The following is a 16,011-nucleotide window of genomic DNA, read 5'->3' on the forward strand; positions in this document are numbered from 1 at the left end:
ATCTGTTTGTCTGCTGTCTTCTACTATAACTCCGGGTAGGTTTAGCAGTTTGGTCATTATCTTTTTCATAATTAACTTTGATACCAATTATTTACTAATATTTTAGCATAGTAAGTACGAAAGAGCCTGGATTCTGGGCATTTAGAAAAGAAATTATATCTTAAAAAAGCCGAACCATAATTAATTGCTGTGTCGAGACAAGTGGTAGCGCCGATAATTGTTTTGAAGCGGTCGCACTTGGCGTTATCCCAATAGTCTTTGCGGTAAATTTCCTTAATCCGCCCCTCATTGCCGGTTAATTGCCTGGGGTCTGATATCCCATTTCTGCGGGCCGTTGCCTCGGTAATCCCACCATAAGTTTTTCCCCCAGCATCCCCCGCTACATTGGCATAACCGCCTTCCCACTTACGGGCAAAAGCAAAAGCTTTGTCGAAATTCGTGCCACCATCAGCAGAATTATTTTGAGGGATTGCTGCGGCCGCAGCGCTGACTAACCCACCAGCATTATTTATCTGCAAAGGCTCCGGGTCAACTTGTAAATGCGCCCCCGGAACAATTGCGTTAATCGCCCGTTTAGAACCGTCAACAATCCAGCCGGGAGCAATTACGCATCCTGCGATTGCCAAAAGCAGGACTGTTTGCCAAATTGAATAATCTAGCGGCATCTCAATCTCTTCAATCCTTGCCTCTTTCATTTGTCTTCCTCTATTTTCTCAATCATTATTTTGCTAGGAAGGCCAGACAATCTTATGCGATTCAGAATCACTTTGCTCACAGTTTGTAACGATTTAATTGCATCAGGAAAACGCCGTGTTAACTCGCTGTAATCGATAATAAACGTCTCCCTATCCTTCCCCAAGAAAGTAGGCTTCCACTCCTCGGTCACTCTATATCTCATCACGGTTTCCTCCCTGTTAACGACCACCAAATAAGTCCCGACTCAGGTGGGACTTTTTTACCAGTGCTGTCCCTTTGCTGGAAATGCAAATGGGCTCCAGTACCGATGCCACTATTGCCTGATTGAGCAATAATCGAACCCACTGCGTGCTCGCCATCGGCACACTTGCTTAGGTGGAGATAGTCAAAAGCAATGCCGCCAGTTTCGTAGCTAGCAACCAACCCGCCGCCTTTAGCGTCGTTCCAACACCGCACCTTAACTTTCTTCCCCGGTGTGCCGATAGCGTAAAGTGAAGTCCCAACCGGTGTGCCAACATCCACCCCATAGTGGTACGTGGAAGCTCCCGCCACTGGAGCGACACGGGGGCCGAATCCACTTGTCACTTTGTAGCCAGCGATCGCATTACCGACTTGAGGGGGCTGACTGAGCGCTCCACTAAATTTAAAATCAGCATTGCCACTCGAACTATTGCTTGATTGCTGGGGATATTTAGCTGCGATCGCATCAGGGACTTTGGGGAAAAATGAAGCCACAAACTGGCCTCCAGGGGCGGTGGTTGACCGACGTTTAATCACCGCCGCACTCCCTTTATCCACAATTTCTGCTTGCCTATTGGACTCAGCATCTTTAACAGCAAATCCGACATGGGTGATTGCACCCGCCCCAAAATTCCCGTAGGTTCCTGTCCACAGAACTACTTGCCCTCGTTTTACCTTGGAAGCATCGCGATTAATCTCTCCTACCGCCATATCAGCGCCCCAAGATGCGGCCAATCCTCTGCCAGGTGTCAGACCGCGCAAACCTTTGTCAATCGGTTGTTTTGTGGTGGGTAATTTCCAACCCATCTTGTCAAAAACCGACCACATGAAAAACGAACAATAAGGGCCAGGAACTTCACCTGCGCGGGGCTGATAAACTTTACCGACTTCTGCTTCAAAAGCTCTAGCTAAAGCTTCGTGAGCAGAGGAGTTGCCTACTAGCCAATTGCCAAATCGTTGCGCTTTTTCCACTGTTTCTTTAATTGGGGTAGATGTGGCTTTAATGCTACCGATAACTAACGGGTGCAAAACATTAATGTACGCGACACACGCAAAAATCAACCACAGTAAAGTTAGGTTTGTTTTCTGCGAACACTTCGCCAATTCAATCTTTATCCAGAGTTCTTTAAATTTGGCTAAATCTTCCTGTACCTGTTTGACGGGGGCTAAAAATTTATCAGCTAATTCAGCTTCGGTCTTTTTTGCCCATTTATCGGCAGGTTTGGAATTCAGCCATTCAATTGTTTTTTGAGTTTTTTTGAGGGATACCATAATCTAATTTTTTACTTTCAATCGCTCTTTTTTCATGCTGTTTTTCTACGACTCTTTTCAGCAGTGATGTAGGGAATGCTGTCTAGGGTTTGAAGCGAAACCCAAAGATTGTCAATAAACTCTGGAAACGGTGTAATCATTTGTTTTTCTCCTAAAATCCTGTAAATCTAAATTCAATTTTTTCCTGACTTTCCGTAGCATCAATTGCCCTTCCACCGCTGACCAAATACCGCCAAGATTTGCCTGAATTGCAGGCAGGCAAACCTAATTTCGCTTGGATTTCCATCAATGATTTGTATTTGATAGATTCAGTTGATTTCTTGAAAGATGCCGACAACGCGAACGGTAAATCTCTGGCATTTTGTGACTCTACAGAACCTATCCGGCAAATTGCTAAACGGGGGTCAGGCTTGCCAGTATCGGCTCTAGATTGGCCAGCAGGGGTTTGTTTTAAAATCCCCTGGGTTGCTTTCCCTCCTCGTTGCACGGCAGCGGCAACTACTTTGTCAATCGGTTCTGGGTTAGTTTGAGGCTGTCCTGATTTTTCCCAAGCCTCCGTTGTCGTCGATTTCATCAATCCCAACCATGTGAACACTGGTGCTGGCTCAAAAGCTTTAGAAGAACCCGTCATCACGGCGGCAACAATTCCAGCCAATAAAACCAATAAAGTCAGAGTTGCTGTTAGTTGAAATAGTCGATTAATCATGGCATTACGGCGCTTTTGGCGGACGAACTACGCTGCCTGACCGTGTTGGTGTTGGTGCAGCATTTTCAGGAAAAATGATTTCGCCAATTGACCGGACAAAACAACCTGCCCGACCAGCGGCTCTGAACGGAATATCGGAACCTGAACCAAAATCCGCACCGCAATCTTTACCTTGCAAACCATTCCAAAAGGAAAAACCTCCAAAATAGGAACAGCCTAATAAAAAAATAGCAACCCATCCCCAAAACGACATTAAAGAATTTTCAGACGTGGCAATCTTCCACAGATACGCGATGATATTTTCATCTCTTCCGCCCATATTTCCCTCCTGATTTACTAATAGTTAACAACCAACAACCGTGAAATTTGTTGGAAACTGTTGGAGCCTATAACCTTTGCCCCATAACTGTTGGGCGGTTTACCCCATTGTTGGGAAAGATACCCTTCCTGGTGTTGGAGATGGGGTATCGGCTTCTTCCCCAACATCCAACACCCTGAAAATCAGCATCGCACCATCGCCTTCGACAACGCCTTTTCCTAACGATTGAAGGTCTGAAAAAGCGTAACGGAAATCCTCGGCATTCATCCCTTCGCATTCCGGTAATTTTGCTTGTTGAGCGATTCGGCTGTTGACTTCACCGCCCCTTTTTACAGCAAGATTCAGAATCGCTCTCAAATCTTTGGGTAAAGATTGTTCAAGAGTATCGAGTTGTTTTACTTCGATTGTGGGCTTTGAAATATGCGGAATCGTTTTGATTTTTGGCAATCCTTCCATCGGAATTCTCAGCGCGTACCGAGTCTTAGATTCCTGATAATTTTCAGCAAGAGGATACAATTCCTGTTTGTTTTTGTAGATAAACTGAGGGTTATCTAAAAATGCGATAGCCTCGGTTCCTAATACAATCCGTGCCATTTGTCGGTAGTCCGTGCCGTTTAATCCCGTCCCTTGAGCCTGTGCCGACTGGCCGCAAACAAACAGATAAACTTTAACTTCTCGACCTACCTTGAAAATAGTACGGATAGCGTTTACAGCACGGGCTTTATAAACCCCAAAAATCCAGTCCCACTCATCAACAATCACAAAAATTGGCGGTGCTGTGTCAGGGTAAAAATCTGGGTCAGCCACCCGTTTTTTTACTAAATCAGCACAATATTCAATCCCTTCTAAAGCCTGGTCAATATCCTTTACGAAAGGGGGGAAACTCCACGAGGGTTTGTTAGCGAGATGTTTGGGGTTTATTAGGTAATAAGAGGCATCTTTGCTGTCGCCTCGAATTAAACCCATCAAATGCTCACCTAACGTGGTTTTGCCTGTTCCTGTTGGGCCGGATAAGTGATAGTGAACGGTTTTTAATTCGTCATTTTCATCAAAGACCATATTTTTAATCCAATCCTCTGATTGAGTCTGCGATTTTAAGCTATTAAGGCTTTGAAAATTGGCGGATACAAACGGGTTCGCCGCAACTGTTTCAGGCTCAGGAAATCGAATAACATTGCTCCCCAAATCTAATTCTTGAACGATGGATTGGGGGAGGCTACCAATAGGTTTGCTTTCCCCGATGGAGCGCTGCTGATTATCCTTTTTCAAATCACTCCAAAACAAATAACCAGCCGCTGCACCTTGAGCTAATCCTGCCAATAGCAATAATGGAAAAGCGTCTGATTTTTTGCCTATTGCTATAACTTGATTATTCTCTTCATCTATTTGGCAATAAGTAGAAGCCGGAAGATTAGATGCCCAAAGCAGAAAGGGAGAGCCAATTCCTAGCAAGGCAATTGCCAATAATTTATCTCTTCTCATGGTGTTTCTCCTTGGTTGGAACCGCCAATCTCCTCGGTGTGATTGCTTCTTAAATTCTGGTAAGCAACCGCTGATTCGTAACAAGAATCAACAGCGTTGTTCAAATCCTCGGTGACAATTGTTGGCCGCAAAGCCGCTCCAGATGTTGATAGCGCGGTTGCAATATCAGAGAGAATCGCCTTTAGTTCTCGGTATTTATTGGCGGAATTAGCATCAGTCGGAAATTGCCCAGATTTGGTGAATTCTTGCAATCTTCCAGAATATGCTAAATAGGCATTTGTGAGCCATTCGTACTCGGTAATCTTTTGTTTAACTGCCTGATTTCTGGCTTCAGCCTGCCATCGTTGAGCGCGACCTAATTCTAATTCTCTGTCGGTGTTGGCGAACTCAGATTGTAACCCTGTCTGGCACGTTGCCTGAACTTTTGTCCAAGCTTCATTTCTGGCGATTGAGCTATTTTTTTCTGTTGCTTCAATCACCGATTCAGCAGGTGGTTTGATTGCGACTGGCTCCCCTATCTTTTTGGGTTGATTTGACAATAATTGTCCCATAATTGGGAGAATCATTGTTACTGTTCCTAGTATCGCTGCACCCCATAATACTTTAGCTATTATGGCATCACGTTTTGTGTTTTTAGGTGTCTCCATCTCCTCAAAATCAGTTTCCATTTCTCAATTCCTCCTTAAATTCCTCAAGGGCTACCAACACTTTTTGACTATTTCTTTCAAGGGCATATCTTTCAGAGATAACGCCGATTGCTCGTTCTATTTCTGGATTGCCAATCCCTTTTTTTCTTTTCCCAATGGCATAGCTGGCATTAGCTCCAGCCGCACCAGAAACGCCGCATATTGTTAATAATGTGGCGTAATAGCTGCTTTGCAATTGGGCAAAGATAACAATTACACCGACTGATATGCCTGCAATCCCCCCCCAAGTTGTAATTACAATTCTGTCTATCATTTAAGCTTCCCCTTTTGGCTTTAGTTGGTTTAAGCTAACCATCTTGATGAAACATGAATCCTCGTTAAGCTCGTTCCTAGCTGCGTCACACAATTCACGAAGTAAAGTCTCTATTTGTTGATATGAAAGCGGATTATTGCTAAACAATTCTGTGGATATTTCATTATTATTGTCAACGTAGACAATAGCGTAAACATATCTCCAATTGTCAGGATTAATTCCGCGAATCTCACCAAAGTTTTTGCGTTTAGAAAAAACTGGCAACAAACTCTCATCAAAATCCATCTTTTCTGCCCTCATTTACCCCAATAAATCCACTTCAATTACTGTTAGGAGTGTAATCGCCCCTATTTTTTCTTCGATTCTGTTTCTAATAGCCTGCTTAATCTCTGGCGGAGACAATTCAATACTAGAAGAAAAGCTTGTAAGTCCGCTAATAGTCCCCCCGTTGTAGTTGTGAATTCCCTGAGAATTTACAACCTGAAAATAAACGGTATAAATTAACCCCTTTATATTTCGAGACCTTGTTTGCCTCTGCAATTCAGCAAGAGCGTCGCTTCTTCTTACTTTTACGTAGCTATTGTTATTCATCTCATCCTCCTGTATGGCTAATCAACTTAGTGCTGTTATTTCTTTTTGATATTGACATCAATTTTGATGCCTCGCTTATCAAGATAAAACCCAGTCCATGCACCGCATTGTCCCAATTCTTCAACAGCTTGTGGATACTTTTGCTGGATGCGCGAGAACGGAAGTGTACACATCATTACATCGCCTAGTTTCGATTCTTCCGTTACTAAATATGTGTCAGTCATGCTTACCATCCTCCTGTATTTAACCAATCAACAAGGCCTTCAAACAGACTTTCTTTGAAATCCCGTCTCTCCTGCAATTTAGAAAGAGTGAAAACCAACAAAACAATCAAGAATCGTTCACTTTTTACTCTTTCTAAACGCTCAGTAGCGAATAGTGACCCTATCTGAAAATAGACTTCAGATAAGGCGTTTTTCTCTGCTACCAAAGCCCCTTTGATAGTTGATTCTGTGTCGCTTTGTGGGGTTCCAGACGGCGACTTTCGACTGGTTGGGATAATTGGGCAGTAGGCAGCGAAGCCGCTCTCAAGTCCAAAGGGGTTGCTGCTGATGCCTCCGCCAACACTGTCAAGTTGCTTCGCAAAGCATTACCAAAATCGGACATTTCAGCTACTAAAGTTTGGGCATAACCAACCTTGAGAGATTGCATATTGGTTAGTGCCATTTGTGAGCCGGCTTCAGCTAATCCAATATTTCCTTGCTGTGTAGCCTCTTGAATCGCTTGAATGGCTGCACCTTTGTCTTCAGTTTCGTCTCGTTTGGCATCAGAAGGTTTAGCTATAGCATCTGGGTCGATTTCGTTGCAATAAGCCGCCCGACCGTTTCGGGATGATGCTATTTGTAAAATGGCATCGTCAGGGGAGAGTTTTTTGTCTAAAACTAAGGAGAAATACTGGTTTAATTCGGTAGCATCAGCCTCAGACATTCTAGAATTTTGCCAGTCGGGTTGTCCTAGTGCTTTGCGGGCGTTAGTGACATCTGAAACCTTGGGCAATCCCCATTTGCTTTTGATGTCTCGACGGTCAATATTTAGGTCAAATTTGTCTTGATTAGATTCAATCTGTTCGGTTATTTCAGTTGTATTCATGGGTTGGCAATCCTTCTTCTTCTAATCGTTTACGAACCGAATAAATGCAGTAATTGGCTTCTTTAATCCAGCTTTCAAGTGTTAATAAACACCAACCTTGAAAGCCAGAAAACTCTCTGAGATATGGTCGATATTGGAACTCTGGACATTCTTCTTGCAGTAACATCAACCGCCTTTTGAATGTGGGTTCGGATATTTTCATTGCCTTCCGAAGTTGGTATCGATACCAAACTTTTTTCGGTCTGCCTGCGACCTCAACTTCTACAGGCTTTCTGGGCGTTGGAGTTGGCATCTCCTGTGAGCTAATTTCTAGGAACTGTGAGCTACTTGGGCTGAAACCCTGATTGTTTCGTGAGCTAATTAAAAGGAACTTATAATTAGCTCACGGATAGAGCAAAAAAAATTAGCCGTTATCCCCATCTGAATTGGGTTGGCAGATTGGTTTATCCTTGTTTTTTCCATCAGCACAGAAACCAAATTCAGGCATCACTTTTTGGAGTGCTTCTTCAATTTGTTCGTCAGTCATGCCTTCTTGGTACACGGTTGGCATGGCATCAATTTCGGCTTGAGTAGGAGGTTGTTTGCACTGGGCGACGGCAGGGGTTGTGGCGACGATGATTGCGATTGCTACACCGATGCCGACAGCAAACGCTTTGCTGAGATTATTCCCCCAATCCATCATCGGTGTGGGTGGCTGCGATTGCTGCTCAATTGCGAACACAGCTTGTGCAAAAGTCGTAGGGAAAATGGTTCGCCCGTTGAATTTTTGCAAGTGCGCGACTACCCGACTGAGAATTTCAGGTGTTGCCGATAATGCGCGGTCAGTGTCCCCCAAGCCGGCTGAGAATTGGTACATTCCCGATGGTGCATATAGGTAAGCGATACCAGCCACCTCTTGAATGGTGTAATTCCCTATAGCAAGGTGAAAGTGAACTTTTGGCGTTAGTCGGCCGCCATGCCCGTTGTCGCGATCGCAATCTGGACAGTCTGTTATCATTTCAATGCTCCTGAGTTTTGGGAGTGCCAATCCTGCCGCCAGATTTCCAGTCGCGACGACAGGATTGGTTTTTGCCTATACGCCAAAAATAAACCCGCCTACTAGGACGGGTAAATGTCACGCTGTCACTTTTTAATATTTGTAGTGTCACGCTGTCATTGCTTTGTAAATCAGAGCAAGGTGCTTCTTAAATTGGTGGTAGGAATCCTTGAGGCGGTCGGTATCAAGGTCTTCTTCCCATTTGCGGTATCGCATCAGGGTTCTCTTGTTCGCTCCCGTTAAGTTGGCGATTTGCTCCCAGGAAAAGTGAGTTTTTTGCTTGAATTCAATAACGGTGAGAGCCATCGGTTCGGAATATAATAGTTTTGACATAAAGTGCTTCCGTTAGTTTGTGTCCACGCTCCCGGTGCTCTAACACGCGGGGGCATTTTAGTCGATAGCGGTCTACTGCAATTGATAGTAGCACTGAAAAGCGATATTTATCAACTTTTAGTTACTATAAATGGAAACCCAAGATGAAATAGTTATGATGCCTTTATCGGAAATTTTATCAATTCGATGGACGGAGGAAAGACGCAAACGGCTCAAGGAACTCAGAAAGGAATATCCTCTGACACTCTCGGAGTTGAACCGAAGGCTTTCACAACAAGGGGTAACAGTGTCGAGGCAGTATTTGTCCAGAATGGAATTAGACCCCGAAGTTAAAGGAATCTCCCCTGAGTTGGCCAAGGGGTTGTGTGGGGTGCTAGAAGTCCCTTTGCCTGAATTGCTTTGTTTAAACTCTCAAAAAATTGTGCAAATAATGTAACTAAAGGTTGTCAGACACCAACCACCTGCCGATAACCCTAAACCCAATTTTGAACGGCAAATGCCTGTCACCAATATTTTTCCTTCCCCCTCCAAAAAAAATGATATAATTGATATATCAATTATTGACAATAGCTATGATTAATGTAGTGTAACGGTTTCACGGTTTTGGCAGCTACTTTGGGGTAGTAGGGGTCGTGGGTTCAAATCCCGCCGCTCCGATGGTCAAAACCTGCTTTTTGGAGCAGGTTTTGGCGTTTTAACAGTCTTTTTACTAATCACTTCATTCTTATACTAAAGAATGGTAGCAATATTTTCAGAATTAGTATAATTTAAGGAATTGCTTGAAGTGGTACATCAAGAAGTGAAAATTTTTCCCAATCTTTTGAGTCAAAATGCCACCATTCTGTAGAGAGTGAGACAAATCCCTCTGCGGCCATCACCCTTTCAAGTAGTTGGCTATTTTTCCTGGATTGAACGCTACCACCTTGATAATCTCTATGAGCTTTTTCAGTAAAATCATCAAATACTGTAGGCATTTCTAATTCTTTACCACTACGATCTACGAGGGTAAGATCGACAGCAGCACCGCGATTATGCCGCGAACCTTTAGCAGGATTAGCAACGTAACGCGAGTCTGGCATAGCTGCCCACATTTGCTTAGTAACTGATAGTGGTCTGTAGCAGTCATAAACTTTCAAACTAAGTCCAATTTTTTGGACATTTTCTTGAACTCGCGACAGCCTTTGAGCAACACTTGCTCTCAAAGCACATCGCGCTACAGAGTACAGTTTTCTCTTTAAGAAATTATTGGTTGTGGCATAGCGAATATCTAGGCGAATGTTAGGATTTACTGTGCGAATGTCAATCATTCTTGCCCAACTAGGAACTTGATAAAGTGCCATACTTTCAGTTGTTTCTGAGGTTGGTGAAGCTTGAGCAGTTATTAATCTAGCTGAATCGGCTGCCCGGATAATTGTCAAGTTTAGCCCCGTTACAGATAACAGCACGACCAGGAATACTATTAAATATTTACCAAAGCTACTCAATTTCATAGTTGGTTATTCGTTGTTAGTTGTTAGCGGGAATTGAAGTTAATAATTAAAAACTAAAAATGAAAGAGTTATTTTCTTTCATTTTTAACTTTTAATTATTTAATGTTTTCTCAGATTCCTAAACGTTGATAAATTTGATCTAAATGTCTCAGTTGATACTGCGGATCGAAGCAATCTTGAATTTCCGTTGCGGTCAAATAAGTGGTAACGTGGCTATTTTGGGCAATTAAATTGTGAAAATCCCCTGAATCTTTGTTCCAGGCTTCGTGAGCACAAGATTGAACAATCTTGTAAGCTTCTTCCCGATTCATTCCTTTTTCTACTAAGGCTAACAGCACCCGCTGGCTAAAGATAACTCCTCCGTAAACGTTCATGTTCCGCTTCATGTTTTCTGGATAAACCAGCAAGTTTTTCACTAAGTCAGTAATTTCCGATAACATGAAGTGAGTTAAGGTCGAAGCTTCCGGCAAAATTATCCGTTCTACGGAACTGTGAGAGATATCCCGTTCGTGCCATAAAGCAACGTTTTCTAAGGCCGCGACGGCATGACCTCTGATAATTCTTGCTAGTCCTGTCAGCCGTTCAGAGCGGATAGGGTTGCGTTTATGAGGCATAGCTGAAGAGCCTTTTTGCCCTTTAGAAAAGTATTCTTCAACTTCCAGAACATCTGTGCGTTGGAGATTACGAATTTCTACGGCAAAACGCTCGATAGATGCAGCTATCAGAGCTAAAGTTTGGACATATTCGGCGTGGCGATCGCGCGAAATTACCTGAGTAGATGCAGTATCAGGTTCTAGTCCCAGATTTTGGCAAGAAATGGCTTCTACCTTGGGGTCAATATTAGCATAAGTTCCGACTGCACCGGATATTTTACCCACAGCAATAGAAGAGCGAACTCGCACCAATCTTTCACGATTACGGCAAACTTCTGCCAACCATCCTGCTAGTTTAAACCCAAAAGTAATCGGTTCAGCGTGAATCCCGTGAGAGCGTCCTACCATCACAGTATCGCGGTGTTTTTGAGCCTGATAGCGAATAGCTTGGCTCAAACATTCTAGGCGTTCGAGCAAGATATCAGCACTGGCAACAAGTTGCAGCGCCAAAGCGGTATCTACGACATCAGAGCTCGTTAAACCTAGGTGAATATAGCGACCGGCATCACCTACATATTCATTCACATTTGTCAAAAATGCGATGACATCGTGACGGACTTCGGCTTCAATTTCTAGGACACGCTTGGGGTCGAAATTAGCCTTAGCTATGATTTCTTCCACTGCATCGGCGGGAATGTAGCCGAGTTCGGCTTGTGCTTCGCAGACTGCGATTTCTACTTGCAGCCAAGTTCTTAGTTTATTGGTATCAGTCCAGATTTCGCCCATTTCGGGCAGAGTGTAGCGATCGATCACGGTTGGGGCTGGAGAATACAACTGTCTTATTGTATGTCTAATGGGCCGACAATTGATATTTACAAATATGTGACACATCGTCCGTAGACTGATAGTCCATAGAGATTCACAATTGGCACATGAATCAATCGAAAAAAAAGATTCTTCGTGCTTTAGGTCATCTCGTAAGGCAACGCAGGACGGCTTTGGGAATTTCGCAAGAAGAACTCGGACTGCGGGCTAACTTAGACCGCACTTATATATCTGGAGTGGAACGCGGAGTAAGAAATCCTTCCCTTACTGCACTTACAAGTCTTGCTAAGGGTCTAGACCTAACCGTTTCTAATCTTCTTAATAATTTAGAAATAGTGGTCGAAAATATAGAATGAGCAATCAAGATTTAGCAAAAACAATTAAAGCTCAATTAAAACAAGACTCAATTCAATTCAAAGTTTTAAATCTCCTCTCAGACCAACAATGGCACTGTCGGGAGTGCGAAGGAAAACAGATAGCATCAGGTCAATATGCTGGTGGTGGCGGGATTCAGGGATTGCAGCGCGGAACCAGGAAGCGCCCAGGTCTGGTTATTGAAATCGATTTCCAATGGAACGCTGGGGAGACAATGAACCACCGCACCTGACCTCTATGAGTGAATCTGAAATAAAGAAAAAGTTTCAGTTGTTAAAGAAGGATGCCTCTGGCAATCACAACCTTCTAAAATCTAGAAGTTGCGAATGCTGTATCAAAACACAAAAAAGAGGCACACCTTTCGGGATCGAGTTTTGGTATGAGGGAGGCGAAGAATGGTCTTCTATACATCAGCGGGGTGCTGAAGCTGAGGAAGGCTGCGCTGGATGTGGCTGGTATGATTTTGAAGCATGGCGCGATGCTCTCAATCAAAAACTAGCTGAGTCTGCTCAGGACGTTTAATAGTAACTAAGCTAGGCTTATTAAGTGCAATATCAGTCAAGTATGGAATAAGTGCATAGCCAATACACTCTGCTAAGCGCGGTGGCACTGCATTTCCAATTTGCCACATGGCCTTTTTCATAGAACCTTCAAAAATAAATGAATCGGGGAACGTTTGTAATCTAGCCATTTCACGAGCTGAAATGACACGATTAAGATAGGGATGGATATGAGTTCCACCGTGATTTTCTTTAACAGTCATACTAGGTTTACCAGGATATTGACGTTTGAAAGCATCTGCGTAGGTTTCGTACAAAGAACCGCCTGGTGGAACCTTAGCAAGTCTTTCCATATATTTAACAGAATGGCGAGTCCATTCATGGTTAATTTCAGGTATAGAAGTGTATTCTGGAAGGTCAGAAATTGCTGACTCAATCGCTTGATATTGGTCAGGTAAAAGTTGGGGTTTTGGATATGGGTTGTGCATCCCGAACCTATTGGCAATAAAAATAGCTCTTGGCCGGATTTGCGGTACTCCATAAGCGGCTGATTCAAGAATTGCTACGGAAACATGAGGATAACCAATTTCATCAAAAGCCTCGCAAATTGCTTTCTTAACAGCACCTTTCTGTATTGTCAAAATTCCTGGGACATTTTCCATAACAACATACCAAGGATGTATTTCAGAGACAGCGCGGACAAACTCTCTGAATAGACGATTCCGAGGATCATTGGGGTCACGTTTGCCCGCAACGGAGAAACCTTGACATGGTGGCCCACCCACAACAAGATGGACTTCGGGGGAATTGATTTGAGTTAACCATTGTTGGGGAGAAAAGCTTTTTATATCCCCACAAAAGTGATGGCACTTAGGAAAGTTTTTTTGATGAGTCGCAGAAGCGATGGGATTAGCTTCAACACTTGCTACTGGTTGAAAACCCGCTTGTACTAAACCTTGTGTCATTCCTCCTGCACCGCAGAAAAGATCGACAAAGGTATAGCTTGATGCAGGCAATAACGGCGATTTGACATCAATGAATATCTTGTATGGATCGCTGTCATCTGTTTCTAGTTGACGTTGAATGCGTTCATAACGTCCTAATTTTACTTGTTTTTGCCTTGGGGCTGAAATTGGATTTTTGTCACTAGAAAACAAAGACAATTGTATTGCTTCCATCTTACATTTTATTATTACTGCATCCTATCTATTGTACGATACTGAATCGCCTCCGCAACATGATTACTTTTCAAACTTTCATCACCTGCTAAATCAGCAATAGTCCTAGCCACTTTCAAAATGCGATCGCTGGCCCTCGCCGACAATCCTAACTTCCGAATTGCCCCTTCTAATAAATTCCGAGAAGCATCATCTAACTGACACCATTTATTAATGTGACGGCTTTGCATTTCCGCATTACAACGCAAATTAGATTCTAACTTAAACCTTTCCCATGCTCGCGCTCTCGCTTCCTGCACCCTCACCCGTACTGGTTCCGACTCCTCACCCGTAGATTGTCTCGTAATTTCCTCTGGTTTCAAGCGATTAACAGCTACTTGCAAATCAATTCTATCCATCAAAGGCCCAGAAAGTTTTCCCCAGTATTGCTCTCTTTTTTGCGGCGAACAAGTACACTGTTGAATAGCATCACCATAATAACCGCAAGCGCAAGGATTGGTACTGGAAACCAAAGTAAATTGTGCGGGAAACATAACAGATTGCCTTGTCCGTGAAATCGTTACTTGACCATCTTCTAGCGGTTGTCGTAAAAATTCTAAAACATCACGTTTGAATTCTGTCAATTCATCCAAAAAAAGCACACCCCGGTGGGCTAAAGATATTTCCCCCGGACGCGGAAAACTCCCACCACCGACAAGAGAAGGGCCAGAAGCAGAATGATGAGGACTGCGAAAAGGACGATCGCTAATTAGCCTTCCTCTATCCTTAAGCAACCCCGCTACAGAATGAATTTGAGTTACTTCTAAAGCTTCATCAAAAGTCAGCGGCGGCAAGATTCCAGGTAAACGTCTTGCTAACATTGTTTTCCCGCTACCGGGAGGGCCAACAAAAATTAAATTATGCCCACCAGCAGCCGCAATTTCTAAGGCACGACGAGCATGAGCTTGTCCTTTTACATCCTTTAAATCTAAAGTATTAAAGTGTGTAGTAGCCAATTCTTTTCTAGCATCTACTTCTACTGGTGAGTAGCATTGTGGATTATTTAAAAAATCTGTAACGGCAAATATATTCTCAAAACCATAAACAAATAAACCTTGGATTAATGCTGCTTCCTGTGCATTAGCAGACGGCAAAATTAACCCCACAATACCCATTTTTTTTGCCGCAGCAGCAATGGGCAAAACTCCCGAAACAGGGCGCAAACTACCGTCTAGAGAAAGTTCTCCTAAAAATAAATAATCTCCTAGTAAATCCCCATTAACTTGTTCCGAAGCTGCTAGAATTCCTACAGCAATAGACAGATCAAAACTTGGCCCTTCCTTTCGCAAATCCGCAGGGGTTAAATTAATCACAATACTCCGCATAGGAAAGGCATAGCCAGAATTTTTAAGAGTTGCTTTTACCCTTTCTTTGGCTTCTTGCACAGCCGTATCAGGTAATCCAACCACCACAATTTTAGGCAGTCCTCCCGATACATCAACCTCAACACCCACCTTTACAGCGTCGATTCCAACAATAGATGCACTCCAAACCCTAGCTAACATTATTCTCAATCCTTCTACGTCTGTCTTTTGTCACTTTGTATTATGTCGCAATTTTGTTCACCATAACGCCGCCCTCTGGTCAGTTCCCTTACCGCCCAGAGGGCGGCGCTACAAATAAACTTGCCTAAATTATATTATGATTAACAACGGAAACTAAAAATTGAAAATGAGGAAATAACTTTACCTTCTTCATTTTCTCCTACATAACTAAAGCCTTCTTTCTTCAAACTATGACAACTCAAGATACCCTTTTCAGCAAGATTATCCGCAGGGAAATTCCCGCAGACATCGTTTATGAGGATGATTTGGCCCTTGCTTTCAAAGATATTCACCCACAAGCGCCTGTCCATATCCTTGTGATTCCCAAAAAGCCTATTCCCAAACTAGCCGATGCTGAGTCCCAAGACCATGCCCTGATGGGTCACTTATTGCTGACTGTCAAGCGGGTTGCAGAAGCAGCGGGACTCAGCAACGGCTACCGTGTTGTCATCAATACTGGTGCTGACGGCGGCCAGACTGTAGACCACCTGCATCTTCATATTCTTGGGGGTCGTCAGATGGCATGGCCTCCGGGTTGAAACTTCATAAGTTAATCTAATGAGTTTCACAAGAAAATTTAATGTTAAAGGGGGTTTACAAACCGAAATAAAAGCGTTAATCTTATTTACATGGCGGAACACAAAACCGCCCCGAACCTTGAAAAATACATAAAGCAATCATAAGCACATGACAACTACCTTACAACAGCGCGAAAGCGCTAACGTCTGGGAGCGCTTCTGCGA

At 43.4% G+C, this 16,011-nt stretch carries 26 protein-coding genes and 1 tRNA gene; 6 read left to right on the forward strand and 21 right to left on the reverse strand.

Annotated elements, in window-relative coordinates; translation table 11 throughout:
* Positions 1–71: 71 nt before the first annotated feature.
* The 17 genes from PY364_RS03625 to PY364_RS03705 all read right to left on the reverse strand — a co-directional run bounded on the left by PY364_RS03625 (position 72) and on the right by PY364_RS03705 (position 8,724).
* Positions 72–695: a glycosyl hydrolase 108 family protein gene (locus PY364_RS03625; protein ID WP_275520683.1), complete on the reverse strand. Its 624-nt coding sequence runs from the start codon at positions 693–695 to the stop codon at positions 72–74.
* A complete protein-coding gene (locus tag PY364_RS03630) occupies positions 692–898 on the reverse strand; it encodes a hypothetical protein (RefSeq protein WP_275520685.1) in 207 nt (68 codons plus the stop codon). The genes PY364_RS03625 and PY364_RS03630 overlap by 4 nt, the downstream gene beginning before the upstream one ends.
* Positions 898–2,208 carry a M23 family metallopeptidase gene (locus PY364_RS03635; protein ID WP_275520687.1) on the reverse strand — a complete coding sequence of 437 codons (1,311 nt, stop codon included), beginning with the start codon at positions 2,206–2,208 and terminating at the stop codon, positions 898–900. Before PY364_RS03635 ends, PY364_RS03630 begins: the two co-directional genes overlap by 1 nt.
* Positions 2,209–2,359: 151 nt before the next feature.
* A complete protein-coding gene (locus PY364_RS03640) occupies positions 2,360–2,914 on the reverse strand; it encodes a hypothetical protein (protein WP_275520689.1) in 555 nt (184 codons plus the stop codon).
* 4 nt (positions 2,915–2,918) lie between these two features.
* Complete coding sequence (locus PY364_RS03645) at positions 2,919–3,233, reverse strand: hypothetical protein (RefSeq protein WP_275520691.1); 315 nt, start codon at positions 3,231–3,233, stop codon at positions 2,919–2,921.
* A gap of 99 nt (positions 3,234–3,332) precedes the next feature.
* Positions 3,333–4,715 carry a hypothetical protein gene (locus tag PY364_RS03650; RefSeq protein ID WP_275520693.1) on the reverse strand — a complete coding sequence of 461 codons (1,383 nt, stop codon included), beginning with the start codon at positions 4,713–4,715 and terminating at the stop codon, positions 3,333–3,335.
* Entirely contained in the window at positions 4,712–5,383 is a 672-nt protein-coding gene (locus PY364_RS03655; RefSeq protein ID WP_275520696.1) for a hypothetical protein, read from the reverse strand. The genes PY364_RS03650 and PY364_RS03655 overlap by 4 nt, the downstream gene beginning before the upstream one ends.
* The gene (locus tag PY364_RS03660) at positions 5,373–5,675 is read right to left on the reverse strand and encodes a hypothetical protein (protein WP_275520698.1); all 303 of its coding nucleotides are present in this window, start codon (positions 5,673–5,675) and stop codon (positions 5,373–5,375) included. Before PY364_RS03660 ends, PY364_RS03655 begins: the two co-directional genes overlap by 11 nt.
* Positions 5,676–5,960 (reverse strand): hypothetical protein, encoded by a 285-nt coding sequence (locus tag PY364_RS03665; RefSeq protein WP_275520701.1) that lies wholly within the window; start codon positions 5,958–5,960, stop codon positions 5,676–5,678.
* Between the two features lie 15 nt (positions 5,961–5,975).
* Positions 5,976–6,266, reverse strand: a complete 291-nt coding sequence (locus tag PY364_RS03670; protein ID WP_275520703.1) for a hypothetical protein — start codon at positions 6,264–6,266, stop codon at positions 5,976–5,978.
* Between the two features lie 35 nt (positions 6,267–6,301).
* A complete protein-coding gene (locus PY364_RS03675; RefSeq protein WP_275520705.1) occupies positions 6,302–6,490 on the reverse strand; it encodes a hypothetical protein in 189 nt (62 codons plus the stop codon).
* 2 nt (positions 6,491–6,492) lie between these two features.
* On the reverse strand, positions 6,493–6,696 hold the full coding sequence (locus PY364_RS03680; RefSeq protein WP_275520707.1) for a hypothetical protein: 204 nt from the start codon (positions 6,694–6,696) through the stop codon (positions 6,493–6,495).
* Positions 6,690–7,355 (reverse strand): hypothetical protein, encoded by a 666-nt coding sequence (locus PY364_RS03685; protein WP_275520709.1) that lies wholly within the window; start codon positions 7,353–7,355, stop codon positions 6,690–6,692. The genes PY364_RS03680 and PY364_RS03685 overlap by 7 nt, the downstream gene beginning before the upstream one ends.
* Positions 7,342–7,647: a hypothetical protein gene (locus tag PY364_RS03690; RefSeq protein ID WP_275520711.1), complete on the reverse strand. Its 306-nt coding sequence runs from the start codon at positions 7,645–7,647 to the stop codon at positions 7,342–7,344. Before PY364_RS03690 ends, PY364_RS03685 begins: the two co-directional genes overlap by 14 nt.
* 111 nt (positions 7,648–7,758) lie before the next feature.
* Complete coding sequence (locus tag PY364_RS03695) at positions 7,759–8,352, reverse strand: hypothetical protein (protein ID WP_275520714.1); 594 nt, start codon at positions 8,350–8,352, stop codon at positions 7,759–7,761.
* Position 8,353: 1 nt separating this feature from the next.
* Complete coding sequence (locus PY364_RS03700) at positions 8,354–8,503, reverse strand: hypothetical protein (RefSeq protein ID WP_275520717.1); 150 nt, start codon at positions 8,501–8,503, stop codon at positions 8,354–8,356.
* Positions 8,500–8,724 (reverse strand): hypothetical protein, encoded by a 225-nt coding sequence (locus tag PY364_RS03705; protein WP_275520719.1) that lies wholly within the window; start codon positions 8,722–8,724, stop codon positions 8,500–8,502. Before PY364_RS03705 ends, PY364_RS03700 begins: the two co-directional genes overlap by 4 nt.
* A 130-nt stretch (positions 8,725–8,854) precedes the next feature.
* Here PY364_RS03705 and PY364_RS03710 point away from each other — a divergent pair, with 130 nt between their 5' ends.
* Together PY364_RS03710 and PY364_RS03715 are read left to right on the forward strand one after the other, a co-directional pair.
* Complete coding sequence (locus PY364_RS03710; RefSeq protein ID WP_275520721.1) at positions 8,855–9,160, forward strand: helix-turn-helix transcriptional regulator; 306 nt, start codon at positions 8,855–8,857, stop codon at positions 9,158–9,160.
* Between the two features lie 144 nt (positions 9,161–9,304).
* A tRNA-Leu gene (locus tag PY364_RS03715) sits at positions 9,305–9,381 on the forward strand.
* A 110-nt stretch (positions 9,382–9,491) separates the two neighbouring features.
* On the opposite strand, the gene PY364_RS03720 is transcribed toward PY364_RS03715, so the two are convergent.
* Positions 9,492–10,214 carry a M15 family metallopeptidase gene (locus tag PY364_RS03720; RefSeq protein WP_275520723.1) on the reverse strand — a complete coding sequence of 241 codons (723 nt, stop codon included), beginning with the start codon at positions 10,212–10,214 and terminating at the stop codon, positions 9,492–9,494.
* 110 nt (positions 10,215–10,324) lie between these two features.
* Positions 10,325–11,620 (reverse strand): adenylosuccinate lyase, encoded by a 1,296-nt coding sequence (gene purB / locus PY364_RS03725; RefSeq protein ID WP_275520736.1) that lies wholly within the window; start codon positions 11,618–11,620, stop codon positions 10,325–10,327.
* Between the two features lie 119 nt (positions 11,621–11,739).
* Here purB and PY364_RS03730 point away from each other — a divergent pair, with 119 nt between their 5' ends.
* Genes PY364_RS03730 through PY364_RS03740 form a run of 3 tightly spaced genes read left to right on the forward strand, consistent with a single transcriptional unit; the run spans position 11,740 to position 12,529 of the window.
* Complete coding sequence (locus PY364_RS03730) at positions 11,740–11,988, forward strand: helix-turn-helix transcriptional regulator (RefSeq protein ID WP_007353138.1); 249 nt, start codon at positions 11,740–11,742, stop codon at positions 11,986–11,988.
* Entirely contained in the window at positions 11,985–12,239 is a 255-nt protein-coding gene (locus PY364_RS03735; protein ID WP_275520725.1) for a hypothetical protein, read from the forward strand. The genes PY364_RS03730 and PY364_RS03735 overlap by 4 nt, the downstream gene beginning before the upstream one ends.
* A gap of 5 nt (positions 12,240–12,244) precedes the next feature.
* Positions 12,245–12,529, forward strand: coding sequence for a hypothetical protein (locus tag PY364_RS03740; RefSeq protein WP_275520728.1), 285 nt, complete (start codon positions 12,245–12,247; stop codon positions 12,527–12,529).
* Here the strand turns inward: PY364_RS03740 and PY364_RS03745 are convergent.
* Both PY364_RS03745 and PY364_RS03750 read right to left on the reverse strand, forming a co-directional pair.
* Positions 12,492–13,685, reverse strand: coding sequence for a DNA cytosine methyltransferase (locus PY364_RS03745; protein ID WP_275520730.1), 1,194 nt, complete (start codon positions 13,683–13,685; stop codon positions 12,492–12,494). The two genes, PY364_RS03740 and PY364_RS03745, sit on opposite strands and share 38 nt — an antisense overlap.
* 14 nt (positions 13,686–13,699) lie before the next feature.
* Positions 13,700–15,229, reverse strand: coding sequence for a YifB family Mg chelatase-like AAA ATPase (locus PY364_RS03750; RefSeq protein WP_275520732.1), 1,530 nt, complete (start codon positions 15,227–15,229; stop codon positions 13,700–13,702).
* A 230-nt stretch (positions 15,230–15,459) separates the two neighbouring features.
* On the opposite strand from PY364_RS03750, the gene PY364_RS03755 reads away from it, so the two are divergent.
* Complete coding sequence (locus PY364_RS03755) at positions 15,460–15,807, forward strand: histidine triad nucleotide-binding protein (protein WP_275520734.1); 348 nt, start codon at positions 15,460–15,462, stop codon at positions 15,805–15,807.
* Positions 15,808–16,011 lie beyond the last annotated feature (204 nt).

Origin of the sequence: Kamptonema sp. UHCC 0994, assembly GCF_029167235.1 — a bacterium.
GTDB lineage: Bacteria > Cyanobacteriota > Cyanobacteriia > Cyanobacteriales > Microcoleaceae > Kamptonema.

Coding starts and splice junctions, on each gene's coding strand:
- PY364_RS03625 (WP_275520683.1), bottom strand. CDS start 695: ATGAAAGAGGCAAGGATTGAAGAGATTGAGATGCCGCTAGATTATTCA.
- PY364_RS03630 (WP_275520685.1), bottom strand. CDS start 898: ATGAGATATAGAGTGACCGAGGAGTGGAAGCCTACTTTCTTGGGGAAG.
- PY364_RS03635 (WP_275520687.1), bottom strand. CDS start 2,208: ATGGTATCCCTCAAAAAAACTCAAAAAACAATTGAATGGCTGAATTCC.
- PY364_RS03640 (WP_275520689.1), bottom strand. CDS start 2,914: ATGATTAATCGACTATTTCAACTAACAGCAACTCTGACTTTATTGGTT.
- PY364_RS03645 (WP_275520691.1), bottom strand. CDS start 3,233: ATGGGCGGAAGAGATGAAAATATCATCGCGTATCTGTGGAAGATTGCC.
- PY364_RS03650 (WP_275520693.1), bottom strand. CDS start 4,715: ATGAGAAGAGATAAATTATTGGCAATTGCCTTGCTAGGAATTGGCTCT.
- PY364_RS03655 (WP_275520696.1), bottom strand. CDS start 5,383: ATGGAAACTGATTTTGAGGAGATGGAGACACCTAAAAACACAAAACGT.
- PY364_RS03660 (WP_275520698.1), bottom strand. CDS start 5,675: ATGATAGACAGAATTGTAATTACAACTTGGGGGGGGATTGCAGGCATA.
- PY364_RS03665 (WP_275520701.1), bottom strand. CDS start 5,960: ATGGATTTTGATGAGAGTTTGTTGCCAGTTTTTTCTAAACGCAAAAAC.
- PY364_RS03670 (WP_275520703.1), bottom strand. CDS start 6,266: ATGAATAACAATAGCTACGTAAAAGTAAGAAGAAGCGACGCTCTTGCT.
- PY364_RS03675 (WP_275520705.1), bottom strand. CDS start 6,490: ATGACTGACACATATTTAGTAACGGAAGAATCGAAACTAGGCGATGTA.
- PY364_RS03685 (WP_275520709.1), bottom strand. CDS start 7,355: ATGAATACAACTGAAATAACCGAACAGATTGAATCTAATCAAGACAAA.
- PY364_RS03690 (WP_275520711.1), bottom strand. CDS start 7,647: ATGCCAACTCCAACGCCCAGAAAGCCTGTAGAAGTTGAGGTCGCAGGC.
- PY364_RS03695 (WP_275520714.1), bottom strand. CDS start 8,352: ATGATAACAGACTGTCCAGATTGCGATCGCGACAACGGGCATGGCGGC.
- PY364_RS03705 (WP_275520719.1), bottom strand. CDS start 8,724: ATGTCAAAACTATTATATTCCGAACCGATGGCTCTCACCGTTATTGAA.
- PY364_RS03710 (WP_275520721.1), top strand. CDS start 8,855: ATGGAAACCCAAGATGAAATAGTTATGATGCCTTTATCGGAAATTTTA.
- PY364_RS03720 (WP_275520723.1), bottom strand. CDS start 10,214: ATGAAATTGAGTAGCTTTGGTAAATATTTAATAGTATTCCTGGTCGTG.
- PY364_RS03730 (WP_007353138.1), top strand. CDS start 11,740: ATGAATCAATCGAAAAAAAAGATTCTTCGTGCTTTAGGTCATCTCGTA.
- PY364_RS03735 (WP_275520725.1), top strand. CDS start 11,985: ATGAGCAATCAAGATTTAGCAAAAACAATTAAAGCTCAATTAAAACAA.
- PY364_RS03740 (WP_275520728.1), top strand. CDS start 12,245: ATGAGTGAATCTGAAATAAAGAAAAAGTTTCAGTTGTTAAAGAAGGAT.
- PY364_RS03745 (WP_275520730.1), bottom strand. CDS start 13,685: ATGGAAGCAATACAATTGTCTTTGTTTTCTAGTGACAAAAATCCAATT.
- PY364_RS03750 (WP_275520732.1), bottom strand. CDS start 15,229: ATGTTAGCTAGGGTTTGGAGTGCATCTATTGTTGGAATCGACGCTGTA.
- PY364_RS03755 (WP_275520734.1), top strand. CDS start 15,460: ATGACAACTCAAGATACCCTTTTCAGCAAGATTATCCGCAGGGAAATT.